The following is a 25,831-nucleotide window of genomic DNA, read 5'->3' on the forward strand; positions in this document are numbered from 1 at the left end:
GCCGTCAAGATCCTACTTCTTCAGACGATAGGTCTGGTGGCAATCGCCACAGGTTCCGCTGATGGCCTTCATGGCAGCGCCAACGGCTGCCTGATCGGCCGGGAGGCTCGCGAGCTGAGCCTCTGCAGCGGCAGTGAGCTTGGCGGACTTGGCCTTGAAGTCGTCCATGTTCTGCCAGATCGCCGGTGCGGCCTCGGAATCCATCCCGGTTTCGCTGCCGGCGGGGAAATGATCCGGGAAGGTCTTGCTGACCTCGACCAGCGTCGTGAGCGCAGCCGTCACGGCTGCCGCATCATAGGGCTTCTCTCCCTTGGTGATGGCGCCGAGGACACCCAAGGCGCCTCCGACCTTCTTCATCTCGTCCTGACGGACGACCTGCGGTTCGCCCGCAGCAATCGCTGCGGACACGCCAAGACAGATTGCCGTCACGGCGGACAGAACGACTTTCAACTTCATCCGATTTTCTCCAAGAGTTCAGCCGGCGAGCCGGCAATCGTTAGCGGGCAAGGCATGTTTGCCGTCTCGCAACATATGAATGAAGTCACAAAGGAGTGATGTGGGGCGCTCGGAGCAACTTTCGGATATTCATGACGAATTTCGGACAGGGCACTGTCAGCCTGTCAGGAATGATGGTTTTTCAAGGCCTTCGCTGGTGCCAGAGGAAGGCGCCGGCTGGGTTCCCGACCATGGCCTTCGATCTCGATGCGATCGTCGAAAAGTGACAGGATCGCAAAGGCATTGTCCTGTTCCGTGTCTACCATGCCGCAGAAGTTGATGAAGTGGACATCGTCACGTTCGGCACAATTGCCGCGGTGATCGTGACCGCAGAGATAAGCGATCGCCGCAGGAGACGCCGTGACCATATCCGTCAGGTCCTCGGCTCCCCACAGGACATGATCTGTCGGCGGGTAGATCGGATAGTGCCCGAGCAGGATCACTTTTTCTCCGGCTTGCTCCGCCGCTGCAAGCCGCTCGGCGATCCAGCCTGCCTGCAGGTCGGAAATCCCGGCGTTCCAGGTGTTGGCGTTCGCCATGTCCCTCGCCTTCATCGCCGCCAGACGCTGCTCGGCCTCCAAACGTTTCCTGTCCCCTACGGGCGGCGCAAACAAGGAGATCTCGTTGCCGTCGGTGACGAGCAGGCGCAGACCTTTGAGCCTGACCTCGTGATAGGGCGCCGGCATGCCAAGCGCGGCATGAACATCGGCCAGGCGGTCGGGCTCGACCAGAAAGTCGTGATTGCCCGGCAAGAGGATGCGCGGTGCGTCGAGTGTGTCGAGGATTTCGAGGACCGGCGCCAGGCTTTCCCAATCACGATCGATGAGATCGCCCAGCACCACCACGGCATCCAAGTCCTGTGTATTGAAACGGGTGACCGCCTCGCGCAGCTTGGCCAGCGAGTGGCGAAAATGGCGGTTCAACCGGGTGTTCGGATCGAGGTCGGCATATTGGGGATCGGCAATGATGCCAAGCTTCAGGCGGGGAGTGTCAGTCGTCATGGGTTGCACCGCTCATTGTTTGGAGCGGAGCCATACGGATGGCCCATGACGACCGGATGACACTCAGCCCGGCAGGTTAGGCTGCCTCTTCGCCGGGGGCATCAATCCGGCATAGACCGTCATACAGATGAGGGTGAGCGGAACGGCGAGCATCGCGCCGACGGCGCCCCAGAGCCAGGTCCAGAAAACAATCGCGATGAAGAGCATGAAAGCGTTCATTTCCAGACGCTTGCCCATCACGGCCGGTATGAGGAGGTTTTCCATAAGTCCGTTGAGCGTGAAGAAAACCAGTGCGGGCAACAGGCCCATCAGCAGCGTATCGTGCACCAAAAGTCCACTGACGGCCATGGCAGCGGTCACCATGGCAATGCCGAGGAAGGGGATGAAGCTCAGGAGGAAGGCGGCCACGCCCCAGAGCGCCGGATTGCCCAGACCACCGACCCAGGCGACGAGGCCGGCCACCACACCGAACAAGCCATAGACGATAACGGCAGTTGCGAAGTAGTAGCCGAGCGCTTCTTCGACTTCGTTCAGCATGCGGATGGCCTTCAGTCGGCGATCGCGGTGGGAAAACGTGCGGATGAGCGCACGGCGCAGCCCCACGCGCGAGGACAGAAACAGGAGAAGGCTGGCGATGAAGATGAAGATCTGGATCAGCGCCGGCGTCACGCCCGTCGCCACGGTGGACAGAATGGCGCCGGAGTTTTCCAGCACGGCTTCCGTCGAATCGGGGCCGCGCGAAAGCACCCGCATGGGCTCCTTAAGCCAAGAGACCTGCTGCAGGTATTCGATGGCCCGATTGACCATGTCAGGGCCGGTTTCGATGAGCATGCTGATCGGCGACCAGATTATGCTGACGAGAAACCCGAGGATGACCATGAAAAGACTGGAGAGGATAATCGCGGTCAGCATCGGTGGCGAACCAAGTCTGCCGAGGCGGTCGGCGGCGAGCCCGAGAATGAGACCGACAACGATCGCCATTGTCAGCGGAATGAGCACGAATGAGGCGAGATGCAGCGCGACCAGCGTGAAGATCCCAAACAGGCCAATGACGCTCCAGGACACAGCATAGTCGAGGCCCGTCTTCTGGAAACGGACCTTGCCAAGCGACTTATGACGATCAGCGATCTCGATGTTCACCGGCATCTCTCCGATGCAGGCCTGCAGGGCCGGTGTGACTTCATCATGGCGTTGTTCCCCCTTCGAGATGCCTCTCAACGCTCGGGAACAGTTTCCGTTCCACCGGGGAAACAGCGTACAAGGAGGTGCAGCCGCCCCCCCTCAGGATCAGACCTCGCTGGCCACCAGGGTAATGCCGATGCCCCAGGGATCGGTCAGGCGATAGCCTTCGGCGCTTCGTTCAACCACGATCTCAAGACCTTCGAGCGTTGTCAGGACCTTGTCGAGGGTCTCACGATCATTGAAGGCAAGCGCATAGCCCTGCAGACCGGTCATAGCGCCAGTGCGGGCCGGCGCATTGCGGCTGTTCCAGACATTGGCGGCGACATGGTGGTGATAGCTTCCGGAGGAAAAGAAACTGGCACCCGGATAGCTCGCCATCTTTTTCAGGCCGAGCACACCCTCGTAAAAACGGTCCGCCTCGGGCATATTACCGACCTGCAGGTGGATATGGCCGAGGGCAGCCTCGGGTGACATGCCGGCCCAAGGCGTCTTCGTGGCGCTGTCATACAGTGCCTGCAGGTCGAGGCGGCGCGTGTCCATCTCGACGGTACCATCGGCGTGGTAGGTCCATTCGTCAGGGCTGCGGTCGCGATAGACCTCGATGCCGTTGCCCTCAGGGTCGGACAGGTAGATCGCCTCACTGACCAGGTGGTCGCTCGCTCCATCGAATTGGAGGCCGAGATGCGCCGCATGGGCGACCCAATGAGCGAGTTCGGCTCGATCCGGCATGAGGAAGGCATTGTGAAAGAGGCCCGCCGCATTGCGCGGTGCGCGAGCTGCATCACTGCGTGTCGTGAGCGTCAACAGATGGCGCTCGCCTGCTCCGAGCTCGATACCACTGGCGCTCTGCTCAAGAGGCTTGAGGCCCAGCGCCTCACTGTAGAAACGCGCCATGGTTTCAAGATCTCGAACGACGAGATGGGCGCGCCCGACATGGACGGGACGGCTCAAGGCAAAGGATTCGGGTTTGCTGGTTCCTGCGGACAACGGATATTCTCCTTCTGCCTGTGTGGCGCATGCACATGATATGGCGCACCTTTGTCGTTCACAAAAGACAGCAATCAGGCGATGGATCGTTCGATAAAGCTTGACGATGGATCGCATCTCAAAGTTGATCTTGATCAATGCGCATTTCGCCGCCGAGACGCATTCTCTGCTCACAAGAGGAAGCACCCTTGGGTGACAAAGGAGAGCAAGATGTACAAAAAGATCATCGTTCCGGTCGATCCGGCTGCCATCGACATCGGGGAGCGGATCCTGGCCAAGGCCAAGTCCCTGCTGGATACAGGCGGTGAGATTGTGCTGCTGACCATCATCGAGGACATTCCGGGCTATCTCGCCATCGACGTTCCCGTCGATCTGATCGAAGGCGCGATCAATGATGCCAAAGCAAAGCTGGCCGAGCTCAAGAAGAAGACCGAAGTGACGGCACAAATCGAGATCCGCTCCGGTGCGCCGGCCCGCGAGATCCTGGCCACAGCCGAGGAGCACAAGGCGGACCTGATCATCGTTGGCTCGCATGTGCCCGATTTCTCCAACTACTTCATCGGCGCCACCGCCGACCGCGTGGTGCGCCATTCGAAGATTTCCGTCCTGGTCGACAGGTGAGATCATGCAGAACCCCACACAACCCATGGACACTGCCCATTTCGAACGCGTCCTGCTCGCGCGCAAGGCCGAGATCGAGCGGCGTCTGGAGAAGATCGACACGGACCTTGGCACGCTGAAAAGTGCCGATAGCGCCGAGCGCGCGACCGAGGCTGAAAACGACGAAGTGCTGGAAGAATTCGGCCAGGTGGGCGAGGAGGAATTGCGGGCGATCGACGCCGCTCTGGACCGGATCGCCAAGGGGCGTTATGGTCAGTGCGTCACATGCGATGAGCCGATTTCGATCGAAAGACTGAATGCGGTCCCGCATACGCCATTTTGCAAGGACTGCGCAGCCTCCCATTGAGAGGCGCTTTTCGGGGGCGATGGGCAGGCCGGAGTGATGAGCTCCGGCCTGTTTCTATTTGGGCGCTACTTCTTGCGCATCGCTTCTGCGAGTGCTGCGCCCAGACCGCCGATTGCGGGCTGCTCCGGCTTCGTCGGGCGGGCGTTCGCGTGCTTCATGGCGTTTGCGTTTCCACGCGCGTCACCGCGCATCGATGGCGCTTGAGCCTCGCCACCATCTTTTCGCATGGTGAGCGCGATGCGCTTGCGTTTCACGTCGACCTCGACGACGCGGACCTTCACGACATCGCCAGCCTTCACCACCTCATGCGGATCCTTGACGAAACGATCGGCGAGCTGGGAGACGTGGACAAGACCATCCTGATGCACGCCGATATCGACGAAGGCGCCGAAGGCGGCAACATTGGTGACGGTGCCTTCGAGCGTCATGCCGATCTTGAGGTCGGTGATCTCGTCCACACCTTCGGCAAAGGTCGCGGTCTTGAAGCTCGGGCGCGGGTCGCGGCCGGGCTTTTCCAGTTCAGCGAGAATGTCCTTCACTGTCGGCAGGCCGAACTGCTCGTCGATGAAACGCTTGGGGTCGAGGCTCTTCAGGGTGGCGCTGTCGCCCATGAGCGAGCGCAGGTCGCGGCCGCAGGCGGCGACGATCTTCTTTGCCACGCCGTAGGCTTCCGGGTGGACCGAGGAGGCGTCGAGCGGCTCCTTGCCATTGGGGATGCGCAGGAAGCCGGCGCATTGCTCGAAGGTGCGGGCGCCGAGGCGCGGCACTTTCAAGAGGTCCTTGCGGCTGCCGAAAGGGCCGGTCTCATCGCGATGGGCGACGATGGCCTCGGCCGTCGTCTTGCCAAGACCGGAGACGCGAGCAAGAAGCGGGGCAGAGGCCGTATTCACGTCAACGCCAACGGCATTCACCGCATCTTCGACGACGGCATCGAGCGAGCGGCCGAGGCGGCCCTGATCGACATCGTGCTGATACTGGCCGACGCCAATCGACTTCGGCTCGATCTTGACGAGTTCGGCGAGCGGATCCTGCAGGCGGCGGGCAATGGAGACAGCGCCGCGCAGGGAGACGTCGAGATTGGGGAACTCCTTGGCGGCCGTTTCCGACGCCGAATAGACCGAGGCGCCGGCTTCAGAGACGATGACCTTGGTGGGTTTCGGCGCGGTCGACGGAAATTGCGCCAGCATGTCGGCCACCAGCTTTTCCGTCTCGCGGCTGCCGGTGCCGTTGCCGATCGAGATCAGTTCGATGTTGTGCTTGCGGATCAGCGAGGCGAGTTCGGCCTGGGTGCCCCTGATGTCGTTCTTCGGCGGGAAAGGGTACACTGTCGTCGTTTCCAGCACCTTGCCCGTGCCATCGACGATGGCGACCTTGACGCCCGTGCGGATGCCCGGATCCAGGCCCATGGTGGCACGGGAGCCGGCCGGAGCCGCCAGCAACAGGTCCTTGAGATTGCGGGCAAAGACGTGGATCGCCTCTTCCTCGGCGCGCTCGCGCAAATCGCGCATCAGGTCGAGCGAGAGCGACACGGAAAGCTTCACCCGCCAGGTCCAGCCGGCGACGTCCAGCAGCCATTGGTCGGCGGGGCCCTTGCCCGCGACCTGGTAGGCGGCAGCGATCATGCGCTGGCTGGTCTTGATCGGGGATGTATCGTCACGATCGACCTCGATCGAGAGCGAGAGAAACTCCTCGTTCCAGCCGCGCAGCATGGCGAGCGCCCGGTGGCCAGGTACGGTTGCCCAGCGTTCAAAATGGTCGAAATAGTCCGAGAACTTGGCGCCGGCCTCGGCCTTGCCGTCGACGAGCTTGGAATAGAGGATCGCGCGATCCTTCATGTCGTTGCGCAGCCGGCCGATGAGATCGGCGTTTTCGGAGATCTGTTCGGCGACGATGTCGCGTGCGCCCTCAAGGGCTGCCTTCACATCGGCGACTTCGGCAGTGATATAGGCCTCGGCCAGCTTGTGCGGATCGCATGTGCGGTCGGCGAGGATCGCATCGGCGAGCGGTTGAAGCCCCTTTTCGCGGGCGATTTCGGCGCGGGTGCGGCGCTTGGGCTTGTAGGGCAGATAGAGGTCTTCGAGTTCGGCCTTGGTGGTGACGGCCGCGATCTTGCGGGCGAGATCGTCGGTCATCTTGCCCTGGCCGTCGATGCTTTCGAAGATCGACTTGCGGCGGGCGGCAAGCTCGCGCAGGTAGATCAGCCGTTCAGCCAGATTGCGCAGCTGGGTATCATCGAGGCCGCCGGTCACTTCCTTGCGGTAGCGGGCGATGAAGGGCACAGTTGCGCCTTCATCGAGCAGGCCGACGGCTGATATCACCTGGTCAGGCCTCGCTTTGATTTCGTTGGCGATGAGGGCGGCAATGGATCTGATGTCGTCGGCCATGGGTCATCCGTCTTGTGCTGAGCAGACATTCGCTGGCAAGCCAACGATTCATACGCTTAGCATCTTTGTTCTGTCGCGGGTTCTCATCGCAAAACCGTGGGACACTTTTGCGGAACCTGCCTGATGGAGGCGGACCATAGCGGGGGAATGCGGCAAGGCAACGGGCCTGCGGCCCACTTCACAGGAAAGCAGGGCCATCCGAGGTCAATTCGGCTTGACCTTTTCCCCCTTCCCCCTTAACCGCCGGGCATTCCCTTGTGGCACTGGAGGCTGGTGATGAAGGTTTTGTTGATCGGGTCGGGTGGACGCGAACATGCGCTGGCCTGGAAGATCGCGCAATCTCCGGCGCTCACCAAGCTTTATGCTGCACCCGGCAATCCGGGGATCGCCGAAGAGGCGGAGCTGGTCGCTCTCGATACGGATGACAATGCAGCCGTCGTTGCCTTCTGCAAGGACAAGGCCATCGACTTCGTTGTCGTCGGACCTGAAGCACCGCTTGTGGCTGGCATTGCCGACCGTCTGCGGGAAGCGGGCATCGCCGTCTTCGGACCATCTGCGGCCGCAGCCCAGCTCGAGGGCTCCAAGGGCTTCACCAAGGATGTCTGTGCCCGCTTCAACATTCCGACCGGTGCCTATCAGCGCTTCAACAATGCGCCCAAGGCAAAGGCCTATGTGCGCGAACAGGGCGCGCCGATTGTCATCAAGGCCGATGGCCTTGCTGCCGGCAAGGGTGTGACCGTCGCCATGACGCTGGAGGAGGCGCTGGCCGCCATCGACGACTGCTTCGAGGGCGCCTTTGGGGCTGCCGGTGCGGAAGTCGTGGTCGAGGCTTATCTCGACGGCGAGGAGGCGAGCTTCTTTTGCCTGTCCGACGGCAAATCGCTTCTGGCTCTTGCGACCGCGCAGGACCACAAGCGTGTGGGCGACGGCGATACCGGCCCGAACACCGGCGGCATGGGCGCCTATTCGCCAGCACCGGTCATGACGCCTGACATGGTCGAGCGGACGATGAAGGAGATCATCGAGCCGACGATGCGTGGCATGGCGGAGATGGGACATCCCTTCCAGGGCGTCTTCTTTGCCGGGCTGATGATCACGGCCAAGGGCCCGGAACTGATCGAATACAATGTCCGCTTCGGCGATCCGGAATGCCAGGTGCTGATGATGCGGCTGAAGAGCGATCTTTTGCCGATCCTCTACGCCTCTGCCACCGGCACGCTCGAGCAGGTGTCAGCCGAGTGGAGCGAGGATCCGGCGCTGACCGTGGTGCTGGCCTCCAAGGGCTATCCGGCTTCGTATGAGAAGGCGACGCCGATCACAACCCTGCCGGAAGCCGGCCAGGGCGCCAAGGTTTTTCATGCGGGAACGGCGCTGAAGGACGGCCAGCTTGTGGCGACCGGTGGTCGTGTCCTCAATGCGACGGCGCGTGGCGCGACGGTGGCGGAGGCTCAGGCTGCCGCCTACCGCCTCGTCGATGCGGTCCAGTGGGACAACGGTTTCTGCCGCCGCGACATCGGCTGGCAGGCAATTGCCCGCGAAAAGGCCTGAATTCTCGACCGGCGGCTCGCTTTTTGACTGGAAATCGGTCCATTCGTTCAAATTTTACCAAAGCTCCTGACCGGATCGAAAGAAACGCTTGCTAACGTTCATCCCAACAATCGGGGAAAACGTAATGCGCCGTATCGTTTCGACAGCCATGATCATTGCCACTTCCATGTTCGCCATGCCGGCCATGGCAGGATCGATCTCGACCGTCACCGGGATCGCGACGACCCAGCCGAGTGTTCTCACGATCGACTGTGCCCATTGCCCGGCACCGGCCATGAAGGCATCCAAGTCGCACTATCAGGTGCCGACCGTTCCCTCCGGCAGCCAGACGGCCGAAGTGGTCGATATCAATGGCGAGAAGAGGCTGAAGCGGGTCGAAAGCTGGCTCGGTGGTTCACCCGTGGTGGTCTACACCTCCGCTGCCGGCTGGGCGACCGACGGTGCGACCATCGTCGCGGGCGCTTCGCCTGCAATCAACGAGATCGACCATGAGGCAACCACCGCTGCGGTCGAGGTGCCCCAGGACGAAAAGCCAGCTCCGGCGCTGGCCGGTTTCGACCTTCGCCTGAACTGATCCATTTCTCATCCGCCCGCCAAACGATCCGGGCGCGGCGGTCTCTCGTGGTCGACACGGACATAACGCCCGGACCAGTCCCGGGCGTTATGCCGTAAGCACCCCCTAAATTTCACCGGTACATTCTTACCGCGCCGTCTGTTCGGCGGCTTAAAGTCATTTCAACCTTTGACCATCAGAGTCTGTCGTACCTATTCGACACATGAGGTGCCGATCCCGTTCGCTTGATCCCTCCCCGGCGCCCGAACCGCTCGACAGACGAAAGCTCACTTCGCCATGAAGAATCTCAGGATTTCACTTCAGCTCATCATGCTGATCGGTGGACTGATGGCCGCCTTTGCAGCTGCCACATTTCTCCAGGTCCGTTCCTCCACTGAAACCATTTACGAACAACGCTACGAACTCCTGAGAACGCAGGTCGAGTCGGCGCTCTCGATCTTGAAGGGCTATGACGAGCGCGTAGCAGCCGGCGAGATTTCGGTCGAGGAGGCCCAGAAGCTCGCCTATGCCCAGGTCGGCAAGATGCGCTTCGAGCCGGATGGCTATTTCTTTGCCTATGACTACGACGTGGTGATGGTCTTCCATCCGAACACCAAGCTGGTCGGCAATTCCAGCAAGGGCAAGGGTGACACGAACGGCTTCCTCTACCGCGACGAGCTGGTCAAGCACGGCCGGGCTGGCGGTGGTTTCGTGGAGTTCATCGGCCCGAAGCCGGGTCAGGATCCGAACGACTACAGCTTCCCCAAGGCCGCCTACGGCAAGGCTTTCGAGCCCTGGAACGTGGTCATCGTGACAGGTCTCTACACCGACGACCTGAAGGCCGAAATCCGCTCCAGCATCATCAAGACCATCAGCCTGTCCGTCGGCATCTTCGTCCTTGCCCTGATCGCCGCATTCATCGTCATCCGTAACATCACCACGCCGCTCAAGGCCATTCATGATGCGCTCGAAGCGGTTGCCGACGAGAATGTTTCGATCGCCATTCCGCATACGGACCTGGGCAACGAGATCGGCATGATGGCGAAGGCGACCAAGAGCCTGCAGGACAAGGTGCGCGAGCGCCATGCACTGGCAGCGCGCGAGGTTGAGCAGCAGCGCGAGCTCGATAGCGAGCGCAACCAGAATGCCGAGGCGCAGCTTTCCGAAGCCCGCCAGCAGGCGCATGTGGTCTCCACCATCGGCCAATCGCTGGAAAACCTCGCCGACGGCGACCTGACCGTGCGTTGCGCCGATCTCGGCCCGAAATATGCCGGTCTGCGCGACAACTTCAACGAAGCGCTCGCCCGTCTCGAAGAAGCCATGGCCCGCGTCAACCTCAAGGGCAACGACATCGCCGTCTCCAAGGAAGAAATCCGCCGCGCGTCCGGCGAACTCGCCGCCCGAACCGAGCGCCAGGCCGCCAATCTCGAAGAGACATCGGCAGCCCTCGACGAACTCACCGTCGCTGTTCGCCATACGGCAGACGGTGCGCGTGAAGCGGCCAATCGCGTCGGCACCGTCAGCGCCGAAGCCCGCCAGAGCGACGAGGTCGTCAGCAAGGCGATCAACGCGATGAGCGGCATTGAACAGTCATCTGCCGAGATCACCAAGATCATCGGCGTGATCGACGAGATTGCCTTCCAGACCAACCTTCTGGCACTCAATGCCGGCGTCGAGGCCGCGCGTGCCGGCGAAAGCGGCAAGGGCTTTGCCGTCGTCGCCCAGGAAGTGCGTGAACTGGCACAGCGTTCGGCGGCTGCCGCCAAGGAGATCAAGGACCAGATCGCCCGCTCGTCTGCGCAGGTCCAGCAGGGCGTGCAACTGGTCGGCCAGACCGGCGAAGCGCTGAAGCGCATTTCCGACCAGATCGCAAGCGCCAATGACATCGTCTCGAAGATCTCGCACAGCGCACAGGAGCAGGACACGACCCTGCGGTCGATCTCGTCTGCGGTCAACCAGCTCGACACGGCGACCCAGCAGAACGCGGCCATGGCCGAGGAAACCACGGCATCCGCCGAGGTCCTTGCCAACGATACCGGCGACCTGCTGGACCTGATCCGCAGCTTCAAGGTCTCGGGCTCTTCCGGCGCCGGCCTTGGCAACATGGCCCAGCAGATGCGACGCGCCGGCTAAGGCAGCCGGTCGCTCACCGCCAGACATCGAAAGGCCGCCGGGAGAAATCCCGGCGGCCTTTTGGCTGCTCGGTCGGATAATTATGGTTTACGGATGTATAGCATTTTAGGAATTCTTTATCATTGGAACCTATGGTCGACCCACAGGCCCGGAATTTCGGTCGCCGCTGGCGCATGAGGCGCACCCCCCTCACAATCTCCATGTCGTCGCCCGGCCAAGAGGCCGGCGACACGGGCCGTAAACTGGATGTTTCCGCAGATGAAGAATGCAAAAATTTCCTCCCAACTGATCACGCTGATCGCCGGATTGATGATCGCCTTCTCCGTCGTCACGTATCTTCAGATCCGTTCTGCGGCACAGGCGGTCTATGCCGAGCGTTACGACATGCTGCGCATGAATACCGAAGGTGCGATCTCCATCCTCAAGCACTACCACCAGCTCGAAGTCGACGGGAAGATGACCCGCGAGGAAGCCCAGGCGGCCGGCTATGACGCCGTCGAGGCGATCCGGTTCGAACCGGACGGCTACTTCTTCGGTTACGACTATGCCGGCACGCGCGTGGTCTATCCTGGCAAGGCAGCGCTCGGGAAGAATTTTGCCGATCTGGTCGACAAGGACGGCAACCGATTCCTGATGAACATCATTGCCAAGGCCCGACAGGGCGGCGGCTGGACGGAATACGACTGGTCGAAGCCCGGCCAGCCCAAGGAAGATCTCTATCCGAAGGCGGCTTATTCCCTGGCGTTCGAGCCATGGCAGATGACGCTTGGTACGGGTGCCTATCTGGACGACCTCGACGCAACGATCATGGAGGGCGCCCGCAGCACCATCATCCTCAGCGCCCTGGTCTTTGCCTTCGGCCTCGCCTCTGCCTGGCTGGTGATCCGCGGGATCACGCGGCCGCTGACCTCGATTCACAGCGCGCTGGAAGCCGTGGCAGACGAGAATGTTGCCCTGGAAATCCCGCATACCGACATGGGCAATGAAGTCGGCATGATGGCCAAGGCGACCAAGACACTGCAGCAGAAGGTCCGCGAGCGCCATGCAATGGCCGCCCGTGAGGAAGAACAGCAGCGCCAGCTCGACTCCGAACGCCAGACCAATGCCGACATGCAGCGTTCAGAAGCCGAACAGCAGACCCGCGTCGTCACCACGATCGGTTCGGCACTCGAACAACTCGCCGAGGGCGACCTGACCGTCCGCTGCGCCGATCTCGGCACCAAGTATGCAACGCTGCGCAGCAACTTCAACGAAGCGCTCGAGCATCTCGAAGCGGCAATGGCCAAGGTCAATGCCAAGGGCATCGACATCGGCGGCTCGAAGGAAGAGATCCGTCGCGCCTCCAACGAACTGTCCCAGCGTACCGAACGTCAGGCCGCAAGCCTCGAAGAGACTTCGGCAGCGCTTGATGAACTGACCGTTGCCGTGCGCCAGACCGCAGATGGCGCCCAGGAAGCCGCCAAGCGCGTCGGAACCGTCGCCAACGAGGCCGCCAAGTCGGACACGATCGTCGGCCAGGCAATCGATGCCATGAGCGGCATCGAGCAGTCGTCCGAAGAGATCGGCAAGATCATCGGCGTGATCGAGGACATCGCCTTCCAGACCAACCTTCTGGCGCTCAATGCCGGCGTCGAGGCGGCACGTGCCGGCGAGAGCGGCAAGGGCTTTGCCGTCGTCGCCCAGGAAGTCCGCGAACTCGCCCAGCGCTCCGCGGCAGCTGCCAAGGAGATCAAGGACCAGATCTCGCGGTCCTCGGGTCAGGTCGGGAACGGCGTTCAGCTGGTCGGTCAGGCCGGCGAGGCGCTGAAGCGGATCTCCGACCAGATCAAGGCGGCGAGCGATATCGTCACCAAGATCGCGCATTCGGCAACCGAGCAGGACACGACGCTGCGCTCCATCGCATCCTCGATGAACCAGCTTGACACGGCAACGCAGCAGAACGCGGCGATGGCGGAGGAAACCACGGCATCGGCCGAGGTTCTCGCCAACGACACGGAAGACCTGCTGAACCTGATCCGCGGCTTCAAGACCAGCCAGGCAGGCGCCGGTCAGCCGCAATATCGCAAGGCGAGCTGAGCCGGGACTGGATCAGATCCGGTCGGGCCGCAAGCCAGAGACATCGACACAACGCCCGGGATTCCCGGGCGTTGTTTTATTCTGGGGTCGTCTGACGCGCCCATTTACCGCCATGGTTCCAGCAAAGGCGAAGCGCCCCGATGCTGATGTCGGCGGATGACCTCGCGAGTTTCGACCGGACCCCAAGCCGTAGACCGTCTCGATATCCTGCAGCGGTCAGGGCCGGTTCGGCGCATCGCTCTTGGTGGCGGACCGAGGCCGTGCCAACCGAATATCGGCGGCATGCCCCCTCCCTTCGATCTGCTCAGCCGAGCATGGGATTGATGGGAACAATAACGCGACCGCGCACCTTGCCATCGAGAAATGCCGGCGCCCTTTCGATGACATCCGCCAGGGGGATTTCGGTGGTCATGGCTTCAAGGCTGGTCATGTCGAGTTCCTCGGCCAGTCTGGACCAAGCCGCCACCCGATCGGGCCTGGGGCACATGACGCTGTCGATACCGGCAAGCGTGACGCCGCGCAGGATGAAGGGAGCGACAGTTGTCGGCAGATCCATGCTGGCGGCCAAACCGCAAGCAGCAACGACACCACGATAGCGCATGGCGGCGATGACATTGGCAAGAACCACACCGCCGGCCACATCCACGGCCCCTGCCCAGCGCTCTTTCGCCATTGGACGGCCCGGCACGGACAGTTCCGCCCGGTCGATGATGGATGCGGCGCCAAGGCCGGTGAGGTACTCGGCTTCCGATGGCCTGCCGGTGACTGCGGCAACCGTGTATCCCCTGGCGGCCAGGAGAGCCACAGCCACGCTGCCGACGCCGCCTGCGGCTCCGGTGACGACAACCTCGCCACTCTCCGGCCGGAGGCCATGACGCTCCAATGCCATCACGCACAGCATGGCCGTATAGCCCGCCGTGCCGATGGCCATGGCCTGGCGCAGGCTGAACGCCTCCGGCACGGGCACAAGCCAATCGCCCTTCACTCTTGCCTGACCGGCAAGTCCGCCCCAGTGCTTTTCACCGACACCCCAGCCATTCAAAATGACGCGGTCGCCAGGTTTGAACTCAGGATGACCGCTCTCTTTGACCACGCCGGAAAAGTCTACGCCGGGGATCATCGGAAAGCTGCGGACCACCGGCGAGGCACCGGTGATGGCAAGCGCATCCTTGTAGTTCAGGGTCGAAAAGGCGACATCGACCAGCACGTCTCCCTGCGGCAGATCCTGCGTGCCCAGCTGGGTCAGCCTGACGGTCTGCTCACCGTCCGGCTTTTCAATCACGATGGCATCAAACATGTTTATCTCCCTTTCTCAGTTCAGCATGGCGAAGAAGCCGTCGGCGAATAGGATGAGCGGATCGGGGCCCTGTTCGAGCTTGGCGCGCAAGACCGCCCCTTCCCAGCCGATCCAGAAGATCGCCGCCAGTTTTGCCGGATCATGATGAGCGGCGATCTCGCCGGCCGCCTGAGCGGCGGCCAGGCAGCGGGCTGTCCGGCTCTGCCAATCCTCCAGCGCATGGATCAATTTTGCCCGGTATTCCGGTGGCAGGGCCCCCATCTCCTGGCCAAGATTGCCCACCAGACAGCCGCGCCTGAAGTCATGGCGCTCCATGCCGTTTCGGGCATCCGCAACAAAGGCCTGCAGCCGCGACAGCGGCGACTGGCTTTCCTCAAGAAGCCAGCGGTCGAGCTTGTCGGCGAAATAGGCGTGATAGACGTCGATGAGGGCGCTGCCGAAATCGGCCTTGCTCTGAAAGTAATGGTAGAAACCGCCTTTCGGAACGGATGCATCACGCAGGATCTCGTCGAGACCAACGGCGGAATAGCCTTTTTCGGTCAGGAACTTCAGGCCGGTGCGGAGCAACCGCTGGCGCGCCTCGGCATCGGCTGGCGCCCGTTTCGGCCGGCCCCTCCGCCTGGCCGTCACATTGCGTCCGTTGTCATTCTGCGCGTCAATTGGCTGGCTCATGACTATTTTATAGACCAGTCAGTCTATAAAATAAACCCTCCTCATGACCCACTCTTGCATGGGGCCTCTGCCAGGCTGGTCACCAGGTCTTCAATCTGCCGGGGGGAAAAGACTTCGATGCCTGCCCGGCGCATCAGCGCCGCTGTGACGCCAAAGCCTGGATGGCGGGTACCGGAAAAGGTGCCGTCATAGATGAAGCCCGAACCGCAGGAAGGGCTGCTGTCGATCAGGAGCGCGAAGCGACAGCCCTGCTCCTCAGCAAATGCGACCGCCCTCTTCCCGCCTGAGATGAACTCTGCGGTCACGTCGCCACCCGTCACTTCCAGCACGCGGGCACGACCGGCCAGCACGTCATCGCCATTCATGCCACCCTCGATCTCCGCCGGTGGACGCGGTGTCGGAAGACCACCGGCCTGTTCCGGACAATAGCCGACGAGGCAGTCTTCGGATTTCCAGCGTTCAAGGATGGGATCATGCAGGGGCTTGCCCTTGCCGTCGTAACGGACGGGGCGACCGAGCAGGCAGGCGCTGATGAGGATTTTCGGGGGCATGAGGCTCACTCGTCCAGCCGGCGCGAGACGTCTGCCCGCTCTTGGATGATGCGGATGACTTCGACCATGCCATCCTCAAGAATGATGTAGAAAATCAGATGTGAACCAGACCGGCGGCGGCGATAGCCTTGTCGAAGTGCGCCCACCTCGCCACCCGAAAACGGATGCGTTCCGATGTCGGCAATGATGCCCAGGATTTGCCGGAGGTACCGCTCAGCCTGAGCTTCTGACCATAGGTCCCGCGTGTAGTCACCGATGTCCAGAAAGTCTCGTCGTGCGGCGGGACTGAGCCTGACCTCAGCCACGGCTTTTCCATCTTTCACCAACGGAAGCCGTGAGGTCTTCTGGATCGAACGGCACGGACGGCCCGCTGTTCTCGCCCTCGATCAACGCCTTGCGCAGCCATTCGGCCCTGGCCTGCTCCTCCTTCAGAAGCCGCAGACCCGCCTCGACCACTTCTTGCGCCGAGTTGAACTCACCGCTTTCGAGTTGAGCGTCGATAAAGCTGTCATAGGGCTCGGCAATGGTGACCTGAACGGGCTTGTTCATTCGGGTGGCTCCGGCTGTCTTCGTGTCCAGGATAACACAAGACACCGGGGGCGGAAAACGGATCACTGGAAACGAAAGACCCCGCGAAAGCGGGGTCTCAATCATCAGCCTGTGATCTTGGAGAAGTCTGCGACCGTCGCGGTCGCCTCACGGATCGCCTTCAAAAGCGCCAGGCGATTGGCACGGATCGCGGCGTCCTCATCGTTGACCAGGACGTCCTCGAAGAATTTGTCGACCGGGCTGCGCAGGGTCGAGAGGGCCTGCATGGCGGAGCGGAAGTCTTCTGCGGCGACCGCGTCAGCCGCCGATTTCGAGGCGGACTGGATGGCGGCGAAGAGCGCCTTTTCGGCGTCGAGTCTCAAGAGCGCTTCCGAGACGCCATCGGCGACGACGGTGCCCTTCTTCTCTTCGGCCGCCAGCAGCTGCGTGGCGCGCTTGGTGCCGGCGAGAAGGTTCCCCCCGTCTTCCGAGGTGATGAAGGCGGTCAGGGCTTCGGCCTTGCGGGCAACCATCAACAGGTCGTCGGCATCCGGCGTCAGCACGGCATCGATGATGTCGTGGCGGGCGCCCTGGTCGCGCAGGTAGACCTTGAGGCGGTCGTGGAAGAAGGAGAGGAGGTCGGCATCCTTGGCGACGGACGCCAGCGGCAGACGAATACCCTTCTCCAAAATCATGCGCACAACGCCGAGTGCCGCACGACGCAGTGCATAAGGATCCTTCGAGCCGGTCGGCTTTTCGTCGATGGCCCAGAAACCGGCAAGAGTATCCAGTTTGTCGGCGAGTGCGACAGTCACGCCGACCTTGTCTTCCGGCAGGCGATCCGAGGGGCCGTTCGGCTTCCAGTGGTCTTCGATCGCGGCAGCAACGGAGGCGTCTTCACCCTGCAAAGCTGCATATTTGCGGCCCATGGCGCCCTGGAGTTCGGGGAATTCACCGACGGCTTCGGTGCGCAGATCGGCCTTGGCCAGCACCACGGCGCGGTCGACGAGGGCGGCATCGGCACCGACGATCGGGGCCAGCACCTTGGCCAGCTCGCGGATGCGCGCGACGCGCTCTCCCTGTGTGCCGAGCTTGGCATGGAAGGTGACGTTCAGCGCGTCGAGCTTGGCCATGCGCTGGTCGAGCGGCTTCTTCAGGTCGAGGTCGAACTTGGCGGCAGACGCCTTCAGCGTGTCTAGGTCCGGCAGGTCGCCCTGGTCGCGCTTCCAGAAGTGGAGGGCATCCGACAGGCGGGCGCGCACGACCTTGCCATTGCCATGCATGATCTCGCGGCCGCCATCGGTGGCCTGGATGTTGGAGATCAGGATGAAATGGTTGGAGAGCTTGTCGGTCTCACCCTGCGGGCGCACGACGAAACACTTCTGGTTGGTCTTGATGGTCAGTCGGATGATCTCGGCCGGGATCGAGAGGTAGTCCTCTTCGAAGGTGCCAAGCAGAACCTGCGGCCATTCGACGAGGCCGGAGACCTCCTCCAGCAGGCCTTCGTCCTCGACCAGTTCCAGCCCATTGGCAAAGGCGATGTCGCGGGCATCGTGCAGGATCATGTCCTTGCGGCGCTCGGCATCGAGGATGACCTTGGCACGCTCCAGATTGGTCACGTAGTCGTCGAAGCGCTTGACGGTGATGGCCTCCGGCGCATGGAAGCGGTGGCCATAGGTAATGTTGGACGCGACGATTCCATCGATCTCGAAGGGGATGACCTGGACTTCGTCATGCTCGGGACCGAAGGTGCAGACGATCGACTGCAGCGGGCGGACCCAGCGCAGGCTTTCCATACCCTTGCCTTCGATGCCGCCATAGCCGGAGCCCTTGGGCATGGAGGCAAAGCCCGAGCGCATCGATTTGGGCCAGGGGAAGGTCTTGATGATGCCCGGCATCACACCGGCGATGATCTCTTCGGCAGCCCGACCGGGCTTTTCCATGTAGGCGACATAGAAATCGCCCTTCTTCGGATCGGTCTTGACGATGGCCTGGTCGATGGAGGTGAGGCCGGCACCACGCAGGAAGCCGTCGATCGCGCCTTGCGGCGCAGAAACACTCGGACCCTTCTTCTCTTCCTTGACGTCGGCCGACCGGGCGGTGAGGCCGCGGATGTCGAGCGTCAGGCGCCGCGGCGTCCAGTATTCGCGCGCACCTTCATAGGTGAGACCCGCGTCGACCAGCGCATCAGTGACCATCTTCTTCAGATCGCCGGCCGCCTTGCGCTGCATGCGGGCAGGGATTTCTTCGGAGCGGAGTTCGAGCAGTAAATCGGGCATGGGTCTTCTGCTTGGCTGAGTGGAAAAAGCGCGTGGCGCGGCTTAGCAAGGCCCAGAGCGGTTGTCATCCCATTTGGAGGAAAAACCGCAAAGGGCGAGGTTTGCGACCGCCCCCCGGCAGTCGTTACCGCATCCGGCGGCGCAACAGGAAAATGGCAAGCGCAAGCACAATTGCCCCGCCAACGCCATAGGGCACCACCGCCTGCCCGGCGTCGGGGCTTGCAGCCAGGCTCCAGGCAATCTTTATGGCCGCGCCCGCAAGCGCGACAGCGAAACCGACCCGCCACGACCGCAGCCAGAAAGCGGTGACGATGGCGACCCCGTAGGACAGAACCGCAATCAATCCGAGAATGTTGGAGGTTGTCCAGCCGCCGCGCAAAACCGCCCGCTCCATCTCCAGAAAGGCAGCGACATCGGGGCGCGCCTCTGGTGGTGCCGGGAACCAGAACATTGAGCTCAGGATGGCCAGAAGGCTGAAGGAAACACCTGCGGCCGTGCGGCGCCAGGCTGAATAGCAAAGTGGCAGAAGAAGCAACGGGCGCATGAGCCAGGACGCGGTGTTCTGGTGGCGGTCAAAGGCCCAGTCAAAGAATGCATCGCTGCGGAAGAAGAGCAGGATCAGCGCCACTGTCAGGCCGAGGCCGACAAACGCCAATATCCGATCTGTCTTGCTGCTCGGGTCAGGCATAATCCAGCGCTACCACCCTCCCCCGCCGCCACCTCCACCGCCGCCGCCCGAGGATCCGCCGGAGAAGCCTGAGGAGGACGAGGAGCTGGAGGGCGGTGGGGTCGGGATGGTGGAGGCGATGGTGGAGGCCATTGACGACGAGAACCCGCCGATGCGACCGCCGAACCCGCCCGGATTGTTGCCGTGATACCAGGCCGGAGCATAGGCTGCGGATGCGGCTCCGGCGGCAGCGGTTGCAAGCCAGGCTTCGAAGGTTCGCGACCAGGGCTTTTCAACGCCGAGCGCCACGGCGTAGGGCAGAAGTTTTTCGAAATGGCTGGGCGACATGGTCGAGGCTCCGGCCATGTTCATCCGGTCCCTTTCGGCCAGCGTCAGATAGATGCGCAGGCCCTCGATGCCGTCCATCAGCTTGCGACCGAGTGGCGTGGGCGCGCCCATCAGGAAGAGGAACAGGAAATTGACGAGCAGGATGCCGCCGAACGCCAGCAATACCGGGATCTGGTGGGTCTGTTCAAGATCCATCCACATGGAGATCAGCATCAGCCCCATGGTCGACAGGGCGACGAAACCGATGAATGCAAGCGCCAGAATGGAGATGATCTTGGTGAAGAGCGAGCGGCCGCGCTGGAACATCTTGACGAGCCCGACGGTGAAGCTGCCGAAGAAAATGGCGAAGAAGGTGGGGACCAGCATCATGGCATAAACGTCTTCGTCCAGCGAACCGAAGATGAAGAGCGCGAGAATGATGACGACGGACAGGCCGATACCGAAACCGATATAGCCGACATTACCCTTGTAGTACTTGTCGCGGTGCTCCTTCTCGATCGCCTGACGGAAGGCGGAGCCCACGCTCTGGACGCGCTTGCCGTTCTCCTTGTCGATGACGAGTTCGTCACCCGCAGACGGGATTTCCCTGATCAACAGCGCCTGACCGGATTCGAGCCTGCCGTCGACAGGCTTCTTGGTGCGGCGGATGGTGATGCCGGCGTCGAGATCATCGAGTTCGACATAGCCCTTGACGGCGAGATCAAGCGCCGAGGCCGAGAGCGCCGTCCAGCCACCGCCGGAAAAGCCCTTGTTCTCGATGTAGTTGACCAGCGCCGGGGAGATACCGTCAGGGGCATCCCAGCGCGGCACGACGACCCCCCTCGCGGGATCGCGGCCAACGGCGAACCAGGAGCGCAGATAGTAGAGCGAAACGACGATCAGGCCACCCAGAGCGATGATCAAGTTGAGATTGTCGCGCAGGAACCACCAGAAGCCGTCCTCAGCCGATGGCGCTGCGACCAGGCCCTTGTCGAAGCCGATCACGATGGTCAGCCCCTCCCCGGGGCCAAGCGACTGGGTGGTCTCGAATTCCCGACCGTCCGAGCCGGGCATCTCGCGGGCATTCTGGGCCGTGGATCCCATCGGGCCGGTGTAGACGGCTGTTCGCGTCGGCACCGCACCGTCCGGCAGCGTTACACTGGCGCTTGCCTGCTCGATCGGGAACATCCAGCCATTGCCGGTGACGTTCCAGTAGAGTTCGTCGTGGTCGTCGAAATAGCGGATCTGGCGACCGGTGCGATAGGTGATCGCGTAGGTGAATTCGCCGGGCTCGAGGAAGACCTCGGCCGAGCCGGTATAGATGCGGATACCGCCGGTTACGCTTTCGGTGTGGTGGTCTTCCGGCTGGCCGTCCCGTTCGACCGAGATCAGGTCGAAATCGACCTGCCGGCGAAAGCCATTCTGATCGACGGCATAGAGCGGGAAATCGCGAAAAATGCCGCGCTTGATGTCATTGCCCTCGGCATTGACGGTGATCGTTTCCGTCACCTCGATCGTGGCATCGGGAAGGACGGTGATGTCGGCGTGGTAGTCGCGGATGACTTCCTCGGCCTGCGCGCCGCATGCCATCCAGAGAACGAGAAGCAAAGCGGGGCACAGGCGAAGGAGCATTGTCATTTGGGGGCGTTCCTGACGAGATCGACGCCGAGCGAGGCCAGCGCATCCCAGTAGCCGGGATAGGTCTTGGCCACGCAGCCGGAGTCGAGGATGGTGATGTCGCGGATCTTCAGGCCGGCCAGCGCAAAGCTCATGGCGATGCGATGATCGGCGAAGGTGTCGATATCAGCCGGCAAAGACTGGCCGGCCAGCGACGGATCGGCGAAAACGAGAAGATCGTCGCCCTCTTCCTTGGCCAGGCCCTGGCGGATGGCGTTGAGGCCCGTCGAGACGGCGCGGATGCGGTCGCATTCCTTGACGCGCAGGTTCTCGATACCGACGAAACGCACCGGCGTCTCGTTGAAGGCGGCGAGCACGGCAATCGTCGGGATCGCATCCTGCATCTGGCTGCCATCGATGACGGCGGGCATGTTCGGGAACTGCGCGATCACGTCATAGGCCTTGGCATCGGGCTGGGTGAAATCGGCCGAGGGTGTGCCGATGTCGATCTGGCCCCTGGTCAGCACTTCCGCGCCCCAGAGATAGGTGGCGGCGGAGGCATCCGGTTCGATGTGGAAATCGGTCGCGGTATAACCCGTTGGCTCGATGCGCCAGGAGGCCGGCGTCGGCTGCTCGACCCGGGCGCCAAAGGCGCGCATGGCGGAGAGTGTCAGGTCAATATAGCCGCGGGCGCCGATATCGGCACCGGCCAGTTCGATCTCGAAGGGCTCGGCGGCGCAGGCGGCGGCCATCAGCAGCGCCGAGACATATTGACTGGAGAGGCCGGCATCGATGACGACGTTGTTCTTCCCGAAGGCACCCTTGGCATCGATGGCGACCGGTGGGCATCCCGAGGGGGCGGCGATGGCGACACCGAGCGACTGCAACGCCTCGACCAGCGGCTTGATCGGCCGCTTGCGCATATGTTCGTCACCATCGACGATGTAGCGGCCGTGTCCCAGCGCCAGCGCTGCCGTCAGGAAGCGGGTGGCGGTTCCGGCATTGCCGAGGAAAAGCGGGGCGGCAGGCGCCTTCAGCTCGCCGGTGCTGCTGACGACGAAGGTGGTCGCATCCGGCTCATCGACGGTCACGCCCATCTGGCGAAGGGCTTCGGCCATATAGCGCGTGTCGTCGCTTTTGAGGGCGCCGGTCAGGCGGCTCGTGCCTTTCGCAAGGCCGGCAAGCAGCAGGGCGCGATTGGTGATGGATTTCGAACCTGGAGGGCTCACCCTGCCGGTCAAGGCATGGGTGGGCGGGAGGATGGTTACACTGTCAGTCGTCATGATCCCGGTCTCTACTGTGGCGTCCGCCAAAAGGACGTCAGAACTTGACCGTCGGTACCGCACGGTCGGCCTCGTTGGCAATCTCGAAATAGGGTTTCTTCGAGAAGCCGAACTGGCCGGCAACGAGATTGGAAGGGAAGCTCTCGACCTTGACGTTCAGATCACGGGCGGCACCATTGTAATATCGGCGGGACATCTGGATCTCGCCTTCAATGGTTTCCAGCGACTTCTGCAGCTCGACGAAATTCTCATTGGCCTTGAGGTCCGGATAGGCTTCTGCAAGGGCGACAATCTTGCCGAGGGCAGCACCCAGCAGACCTTCGGCGGCAGCGCGGCCGGCCACATCACCTGACGGTACGGCCTGAGCCTTGTTGCGCAGTTCGATGACGCTTTCGAGCGTGCCCTTTTCGTGGCCGGCGTAACCCTTGACCGTCTCGATCAGGTTGGGGATCAGATCGGCGCGGCGCTTGAGCTGCACGTCGATGCCGGACCAGGCCTCTTCCGCCATCTGCCGGGCCTTGACGAGGCCGTTGTAGACGAAGACGAGATAGGCACCGATGGCGGCGATAATGGCCAGTGTCGTGAACATGTATGGCGGGCTCCCAGCTGATATGGCCGCACGTTAGCGGTTCATCGCGAGAAAGTCATGGCCATCTCGCGCCGGGTTCAGACCATTTCGACGGGAAAAACCGTCAAGCCGCCTTGCCGAAATTCACGCCACCGGCATCGGTCAGCAGGAATGCCTCGCCGCAGCTTTTCGCCAGCGCGCGGACGCGGCCGATATAGGCCTGGCGTTCTGTCACCGAAATCACGCCTCGGGCGTCGAGCAGGTTGAAGATGTGGGAGGCCTTGATGCACTGGTCATAGGCCGGGAAGACGCATTTGTGCAGGGGCTGGTTTTCCGGGTCGACGGGGGCGCCGGCGGCGAGCAGGGCCTGGCATTCTTTTTCGGCATCGATGAAATGGCGATGCAGCATCTCGGTGTTGGCGAATTCGAAGTTGTGGCGGGAATATTCCTGCTCGGCTTGCAGGAAGACGTCGCCATAGGAGATTTTTTCTTCGCCTTCGCGGCCGTTGAAGTTGAGGTCGTAGACATTGTCGACGCCCTGAACATACATGGCAAGACGCTCAAGGCCGTAGGTCAGTTCGCCCGCGACCGGCGAGCAGTCGATGCCGCAGACGGCCTGGAAGTAGGTGAACTGCGAGACTTCCATGCCGTCACACCAGCATTCCCAGCCGAGGCCCCAGGCGCCGAGCGTCGGGCTTTCCCAGTCGTCTTCCACGAAACGGATGTCATGCAGCAGCGGGTCCAGCCCGATTGCCTTCAGCGAACCGAGATAGAGTTCCTGCAGGTTCGACGGGTTCGGCTTCAGGATGACCTGATACTGATAGTAGTGCTGCAAGCGGTTCGGGTTTTCGCCGTAGCGGCCATCGGACGGACGGCGCGAGGGCTGGACGTAAGCCGCACGCCAGGGCCTGGGGCCCAAAGCACGCAGCGTGGTCGCCGGATGGAACGTGCCGGCGCCGACTTCCATGTCGTAGGGCTGAAGCACGGCGCAGCCCTTGTCGGCCCAATAGGCGTGCAGCGTCAGGATCAGCGCCTGAAAGGAACGCTTGGGGTCCATGTGCGGGGCAAGGGGCGTGGTCATCGGGCTATCCATCGGCTTGGCTCATGTTGCGGCCCGTCTGGTGCCATGAGCGGAGGTAAGGGTCAAGCACCTCCGCTGCCGGGACGCTTCAACAGGCCGAAATGCCAGCCCCCATATCGGCCGTCTCAATGGTCGAGGTCCGCCACCTGATGCAGCTTGCCGACCAGCGAGAAGACGACGCCATCAGGCGCGAAATCAATTTTCGCCTGGCCCTTGAAGAGATCGGAGACGATGCGCTCCGTCAGGCGTGAGCCGAAGCCACGACGGGTCGGTTGTAGGACATGCGGCCCTCGGCTTTCACGCCAGTCGAAAGTGAAGTCGTCGCCGAGATGATGAGACCAGGTTATGTCCACACGTCCCTGCGGCACCGAAAGGGCGCCGTATTTCGTCGCGTTGGTGGCCAGTTCGTGGACGGCCAGCGACAGGCCCAGGGCCTGCTGGGCGGACAGGTAGACGCGCGGGCCGTCAAGGTGGATGCGGTCAGCGCCATCCTGGTGGGGGGCGAGTGCAGCATTGGTGATGGCGGAGATCTCGGCAGCTGTGACGCTCATGCCGGTGAGCACGTCCTGCGCCTTCGCCAGGGTCTGGATGCGGGCGGCGATGATGGCACTGGCATCTGTCAGTGACGTTGCGTTGCGGAGGCTCTGGCTGACAATGGCCTGCACCATGGACAGCGTGTTCTTCATCCGGTGGGCAAGCTCGCGGTTGAGAAGCCTGAGTTCGTCTTCATATCCTGCACGCTCGACCAGATGCGTCTGGGCATCGCGATAGGCCTCTTCAAGCGCCTTGCGGTCCGCCACCGCCTGAGTGGTTTCGGTCACGGTGTTCAGAAGTCCGGAGATGCGACCATCATCGTCGTAGAGTGGGCTGTAGGAAAAGGTCCAGTAGGTCTGTTCGTCATAACCGTTGCGCCTCATGACCAGCGGCATGTTTTCCTGCCAGGTTCCCTTACCGGAAAGTGCCATCTGGATAAAAGGATAGACGGCATCCCAGACATCGGGCCAGACCTCGCGAAAAGGCCTGCCGATCGAGTGATCGACGCGATTGCCCAGCATGGGCGCATAGGAATCGTTGTGAAATTGCAGCAGGTCTTCGCCCCACCAGAAGGACATGGGCTGGCGGGAAGACAGGGCCGTGCGTGTGACGGCCTTCAGGGAGAGCGACCAGCCATCGACCGGACCAAGGGAAGTTGCCGCCCAGTCCACCTCGTTCAAGTGGCGTGCGACGCCGCATTCGACGCCCAGGAATTCCTCGCCGTACCTCATCAAACTCCCGCGTCACACTTTATGACAGCTATTTAAAAGCACCATCGCGAAAATTGTTCCCTCCAACACATCGAGAGATCGAATTTTTCGTCAGAACACCCCAGGCAAGTGGATCCCGTACGAAAAGCAGGTCGCGTTCAAATCTCATCGTCCGCGCGGCGGGGTCGATACTCGCCCGTTTCCGGGTCCTGAATGAGCGTGCCAATGGCCTCGTTCTGACGCTCCTTTTCTTCGGCGCGCGATTTCGCCGCCAGCTTTTCCGCATCGGCGACAAACCGGCGGTAGAGCAACCAGGCGCCACCGACCAGAATCGTCAGAAATATCAGCTGCGCCATGTCCCCTCGCCCATCCGCCTTCGAATCGCGCTTCG

At 62.2% G+C, this 25,831-nt stretch carries 24 protein-coding genes; 6 read left to right on the top strand and 18 right to left on the bottom strand.

All coding sequences use genetic code 11. The annotated features are described in order from the left end of the window. Positions 1-12: 12 nt before the first annotated feature. The 4 genes from LJE98_RS00770 to LJE98_RS00785 all read right to left on the bottom strand — a co-directional run bounded on the left by LJE98_RS00770 (position 13) and on the right by LJE98_RS00785 (position 3,665). The gene (locus LJE98_RS00770; RefSeq protein ID WP_229572827.1) at positions 13-456 is read right to left on the bottom strand and encodes a c-type cytochrome; all 444 of its coding nucleotides are present in this window, start codon (positions 454-456) and stop codon (positions 13-15) included. A gap of 164 nt (positions 457-620) precedes the next feature. Continuing rightward, positions 621-1,496 carry a metallophosphoesterase gene (locus LJE98_RS00775; RefSeq protein ID WP_229572828.1) on the bottom strand — a complete coding sequence of 292 codons (876 nt, stop codon included), beginning with the start codon at positions 1,494-1,496 and terminating at the stop codon, positions 621-623. Positions 1,497-1,559: 63 nt separating this feature from the next. Continuing rightward, positions 1,560-2,636 (bottom strand): AI-2E family transporter, encoded by a 1,077-nt coding sequence (locus LJE98_RS00780; RefSeq protein WP_229572829.1) that lies wholly within the window; start codon positions 2,634-2,636, stop codon positions 1,560-1,562. Between the two features lie 147 nt (positions 2,637-2,783). Beyond that, on the bottom strand, positions 2,784-3,665 hold the full coding sequence (locus tag LJE98_RS00785) for a VOC family protein (protein WP_229572830.1): 882 nt from the start codon (positions 3,663-3,665) through the stop codon (positions 2,784-2,786). 210 nt (positions 3,666-3,875) lie between these two features. Between LJE98_RS00785 and LJE98_RS00790 the strand changes: the two genes are divergently transcribed. Then, the gene (locus LJE98_RS00790; RefSeq protein WP_229572831.1) at positions 3,876-4,286 is read left to right on the top strand and encodes a universal stress protein; all 411 of its coding nucleotides are present in this window, start codon (positions 3,876-3,878) and stop codon (positions 4,284-4,286) included. A gap of 25 nt (positions 4,287-4,311) precedes the next feature. Beyond that, entirely contained in the window at positions 4,312-4,632 is a 321-nt protein-coding gene (locus LJE98_RS00795) for a TraR/DksA family transcriptional regulator (protein WP_229573860.1), read from the top strand. A gap of 65 nt (positions 4,633-4,697) precedes the next feature. Here LJE98_RS00795 and LJE98_RS00800 read toward each other — a convergent pair whose 3' ends face one another. Further along, positions 4,698-7,016 carry a Tex family protein gene (locus LJE98_RS00800; protein WP_229572832.1) on the bottom strand — a complete coding sequence of 773 codons (2,319 nt, stop codon included), beginning with the start codon at positions 7,014-7,016 and terminating at the stop codon, positions 4,698-4,700. A gap of 276 nt (positions 7,017-7,292) precedes the next feature. Between LJE98_RS00800 and purD the strand changes: the two genes are divergently transcribed. The 4 genes from purD to LJE98_RS00820 all read left to right on the top strand — a co-directional run bounded on the left by purD (position 7,293) and on the right by LJE98_RS00820 (position 13,326). Further along, positions 7,293-8,564, top strand: coding sequence for a phosphoribosylamine--glycine ligase (purD, locus tag LJE98_RS00805; RefSeq protein ID WP_229572833.1), 1,272 nt, complete (start codon positions 7,293-7,295; stop codon positions 8,562-8,564). Positions 8,565-8,688: 124 nt separating this feature from the next. Further along, positions 8,689-9,138 (top strand): plant virulence effector HPE1-like domain-containing protein, encoded by a 450-nt coding sequence (locus LJE98_RS00810; protein ID WP_229572834.1) that lies wholly within the window; start codon positions 8,689-8,691, stop codon positions 9,136-9,138. A 276-nt stretch (positions 9,139-9,414) separates the two neighbouring features. Then, positions 9,415-11,250 (top strand): methyl-accepting chemotaxis protein, encoded by a 1,836-nt coding sequence (locus tag LJE98_RS00815; protein ID WP_229572835.1) that lies wholly within the window; start codon positions 9,415-9,417, stop codon positions 11,248-11,250. A 258-nt stretch (positions 11,251-11,508) separates the two neighbouring features. Continuing rightward, positions 11,509-13,326, top strand: a complete 1,818-nt coding sequence (locus tag LJE98_RS00820) for a methyl-accepting chemotaxis protein (protein WP_229572836.1) — start codon at positions 11,509-11,511, stop codon at positions 13,324-13,326. A 304-nt stretch (positions 13,327-13,630) separates the two neighbouring features. On the opposite strand, the gene LJE98_RS00825 is transcribed toward LJE98_RS00820, so the two are convergent. The 13 genes from LJE98_RS00825 to LJE98_RS00885 all read right to left on the bottom strand — a co-directional run bounded on the left by LJE98_RS00825 (position 13,631) and on the right by LJE98_RS00885 (position 25,796). After that, positions 13,631-14,623 (bottom strand): MDR family oxidoreductase, encoded by a 993-nt coding sequence (locus LJE98_RS00825; protein ID WP_229572837.1) that lies wholly within the window; start codon positions 14,621-14,623, stop codon positions 13,631-13,633. Between the two features lie 15 nt (positions 14,624-14,638). Then, positions 14,639-15,295: a TetR/AcrR family transcriptional regulator gene (locus LJE98_RS00830; RefSeq protein WP_229572838.1), complete on the bottom strand. Its 657-nt coding sequence runs from the start codon at positions 15,293-15,295 to the stop codon at positions 14,639-14,641. 41 nt (positions 15,296-15,336) lie between these two features. After that, on the bottom strand, positions 15,337-15,855 hold the full coding sequence (locus tag LJE98_RS00835) for a DUF523 domain-containing protein (RefSeq protein WP_229572839.1): 519 nt from the start codon (positions 15,853-15,855) through the stop codon (positions 15,337-15,339). Next, a complete protein-coding gene (locus LJE98_RS00840) occupies positions 15,852-16,151 on the bottom strand; it encodes a type II toxin-antitoxin system RelE/ParE family toxin (RefSeq protein WP_229572840.1) in 300 nt (99 codons plus the stop codon). Before LJE98_RS00840 ends, LJE98_RS00835 begins: the two co-directional genes overlap by 4 nt. After that, positions 16,144-16,395 carry a type II toxin-antitoxin system ParD family antitoxin gene (locus tag LJE98_RS00845; protein ID WP_229572841.1) on the bottom strand — a complete coding sequence of 84 codons (252 nt, stop codon included), beginning with the start codon at positions 16,393-16,395 and terminating at the stop codon, positions 16,144-16,146. Before LJE98_RS00845 ends, LJE98_RS00840 begins: the two co-directional genes overlap by 8 nt. A gap of 104 nt (positions 16,396-16,499) precedes the next feature. Next, a complete protein-coding gene (gene glyS / locus LJE98_RS00850) occupies positions 16,500-18,653 on the bottom strand; it encodes a glycine--tRNA ligase subunit beta (protein ID WP_229572842.1) in 2,154 nt (717 codons plus the stop codon). Between the two features lie 124 nt (positions 18,654-18,777). Beyond that, the gene (locus LJE98_RS00855) at positions 18,778-19,308 is read right to left on the bottom strand and encodes a hypothetical protein (protein ID WP_229572843.1); all 531 of its coding nucleotides are present in this window, start codon (positions 19,306-19,308) and stop codon (positions 18,778-18,780) included. Between the two features lie 42 nt (positions 19,309-19,350). Continuing rightward, positions 19,351-21,285: a DUF2207 domain-containing protein gene (locus tag LJE98_RS00860; protein ID WP_229572844.1), complete on the bottom strand. Its 1,935-nt coding sequence runs from the start codon at positions 21,283-21,285 to the stop codon at positions 19,351-19,353. Beyond that, positions 21,282-22,547, bottom strand: coding sequence for a 3-phosphoshikimate 1-carboxyvinyltransferase (gene aroA / locus LJE98_RS00865; RefSeq protein ID WP_229572845.1), 1,266 nt, complete (start codon positions 22,545-22,547; stop codon positions 21,282-21,284). Before aroA ends, LJE98_RS00860 begins: the two co-directional genes overlap by 4 nt. 37 nt (positions 22,548-22,584) lie before the next feature. Beyond that, complete coding sequence (locus LJE98_RS00870; protein WP_229572846.1) at positions 22,585-23,136, bottom strand: LemA family protein; 552 nt, start codon at positions 23,134-23,136, stop codon at positions 22,585-22,587. Positions 23,137-23,239: 103 nt separating this feature from the next. Next, positions 23,240-24,172 carry a glycine--tRNA ligase subunit alpha gene (locus LJE98_RS00875; protein ID WP_229573861.1) on the bottom strand — a complete coding sequence of 311 codons (933 nt, stop codon included), beginning with the start codon at positions 24,170-24,172 and terminating at the stop codon, positions 23,240-23,242. Positions 24,173-24,321: 149 nt separating this feature from the next. Further along, complete coding sequence (locus tag LJE98_RS00880; protein WP_229572847.1) at positions 24,322-25,461, bottom strand: sensor histidine kinase; 1,140 nt, start codon at positions 25,459-25,461, stop codon at positions 24,322-24,324. A 137-nt stretch (positions 25,462-25,598) separates the two neighbouring features. Next, on the bottom strand, positions 25,599-25,796 hold the full coding sequence (locus LJE98_RS00885; RefSeq protein WP_229572848.1) for a hypothetical protein: 198 nt from the start codon (positions 25,794-25,796) through the stop codon (positions 25,599-25,601). Positions 25,797-25,831: the final 35 nt, after the last annotated feature.

This window comes from Rhizobium sp. 'Codium 1' (genome assembly GCF_020889605.1).
GTDB lineage: Bacteria > Pseudomonadota > Alphaproteobacteria > Rhizobiales > Rhizobiaceae > Allorhizobium > Allorhizobium algae.

Excerpts from the sequence above, each read along its gene's own strand:
- LJE98_RS00810 (WP_229572834.1), top strand. The coding sequence starts at position 8,689 with ATGCGCCGTATCGTTTCGACAGCCATGATCATTGCCACTTCCATGTTC.
- LJE98_RS00820 (WP_229572836.1), top strand. The coding sequence starts at position 11,509 with ATGAAGAATGCAAAAATTTCCTCCCAACTGATCACGCTGATCGCCGGA.
- LJE98_RS00800 (WP_229572832.1), bottom strand. The coding sequence starts at position 7,016 with ATGGCCGACGACATCAGATCCATTGCCGCCCTCATCGCCAACGAAATC.
- LJE98_RS00870 (WP_229572846.1), bottom strand. The coding sequence starts at position 23,136 with ATGTTCACGACACTGGCCATTATCGCCGCCATCGGTGCCTATCTCGTC.
- aroA (WP_229572845.1), bottom strand. The coding sequence starts at position 22,547 with ATGACGACTGACAGTGTAACCATCCTCCCGCCCACCCATGCCTTGACC.
- glyS (WP_229572842.1), bottom strand. The coding sequence starts at position 18,653 with ATGCCCGATTTACTGCTCGAACTCCGCTCCGAAGAAATCCCTGCCCGC.
- LJE98_RS00880 (WP_229572847.1), bottom strand. The coding sequence starts at position 25,461 with ATGAGGTACGGCGAGGAATTCCTGGGCGTCGAATGCGGCGTCGCACGC.
- LJE98_RS00815 (WP_229572835.1), top strand. The coding sequence starts at position 9,415 with ATGAAGAATCTCAGGATTTCACTTCAGCTCATCATGCTGATCGGTGGA.
- LJE98_RS00775 (WP_229572828.1), bottom strand. The coding sequence starts at position 1,496 with ATGACGACTGACACTCCCCGCCTGAAGCTTGGCATCATTGCCGATCCC.
- LJE98_RS00790 (WP_229572831.1), top strand. The coding sequence starts at position 3,876 with ATGTACAAAAAGATCATCGTTCCGGTCGATCCGGCTGCCATCGACATC.
- LJE98_RS00885 (WP_229572848.1), bottom strand. The coding sequence starts at position 25,796 with ATGGCGCAGCTGATATTTCTGACGATTCTGGTCGGTGGCGCCTGGTTG.
- LJE98_RS00845 (WP_229572841.1), bottom strand. The coding sequence starts at position 16,395 with ATGAACAAGCCCGTTCAGGTCACCATTGCCGAGCCCTATGACAGCTTT.
- LJE98_RS00825 (WP_229572837.1), bottom strand. The coding sequence starts at position 14,623 with ATGTTTGATGCCATCGTGATTGAAAAGCCGGACGGTGAGCAGACCGTC.
- LJE98_RS00830 (WP_229572838.1), bottom strand. The coding sequence starts at position 15,295 with ATGAGCCAGCCAATTGACGCGCAGAATGACAACGGACGCAATGTGACG.
- LJE98_RS00795 (WP_229573860.1), top strand. The coding sequence starts at position 4,312 with ATGGACACTGCCCATTTCGAACGCGTCCTGCTCGCGCGCAAGGCCGAG.
- purD (WP_229572833.1), top strand. The coding sequence starts at position 7,293 with ATGAAGGTTTTGTTGATCGGGTCGGGTGGACGCGAACATGCGCTGGCC.
- LJE98_RS00860 (WP_229572844.1), bottom strand. The coding sequence starts at position 21,285 with ATGACAATGCTCCTTCGCCTGTGCCCCGCTTTGCTTCTCGTTCTCTGG.
- LJE98_RS00770 (WP_229572827.1), bottom strand. The coding sequence starts at position 456 with ATGAAGTTGAAAGTCGTTCTGTCCGCCGTGACGGCAATCTGTCTTGGC.
- LJE98_RS00875 (WP_229573861.1), bottom strand. The coding sequence starts at position 24,172 with ATGGACCCCAAGCGTTCCTTTCAGGCGCTGATCCTGACGCTGCACGCC.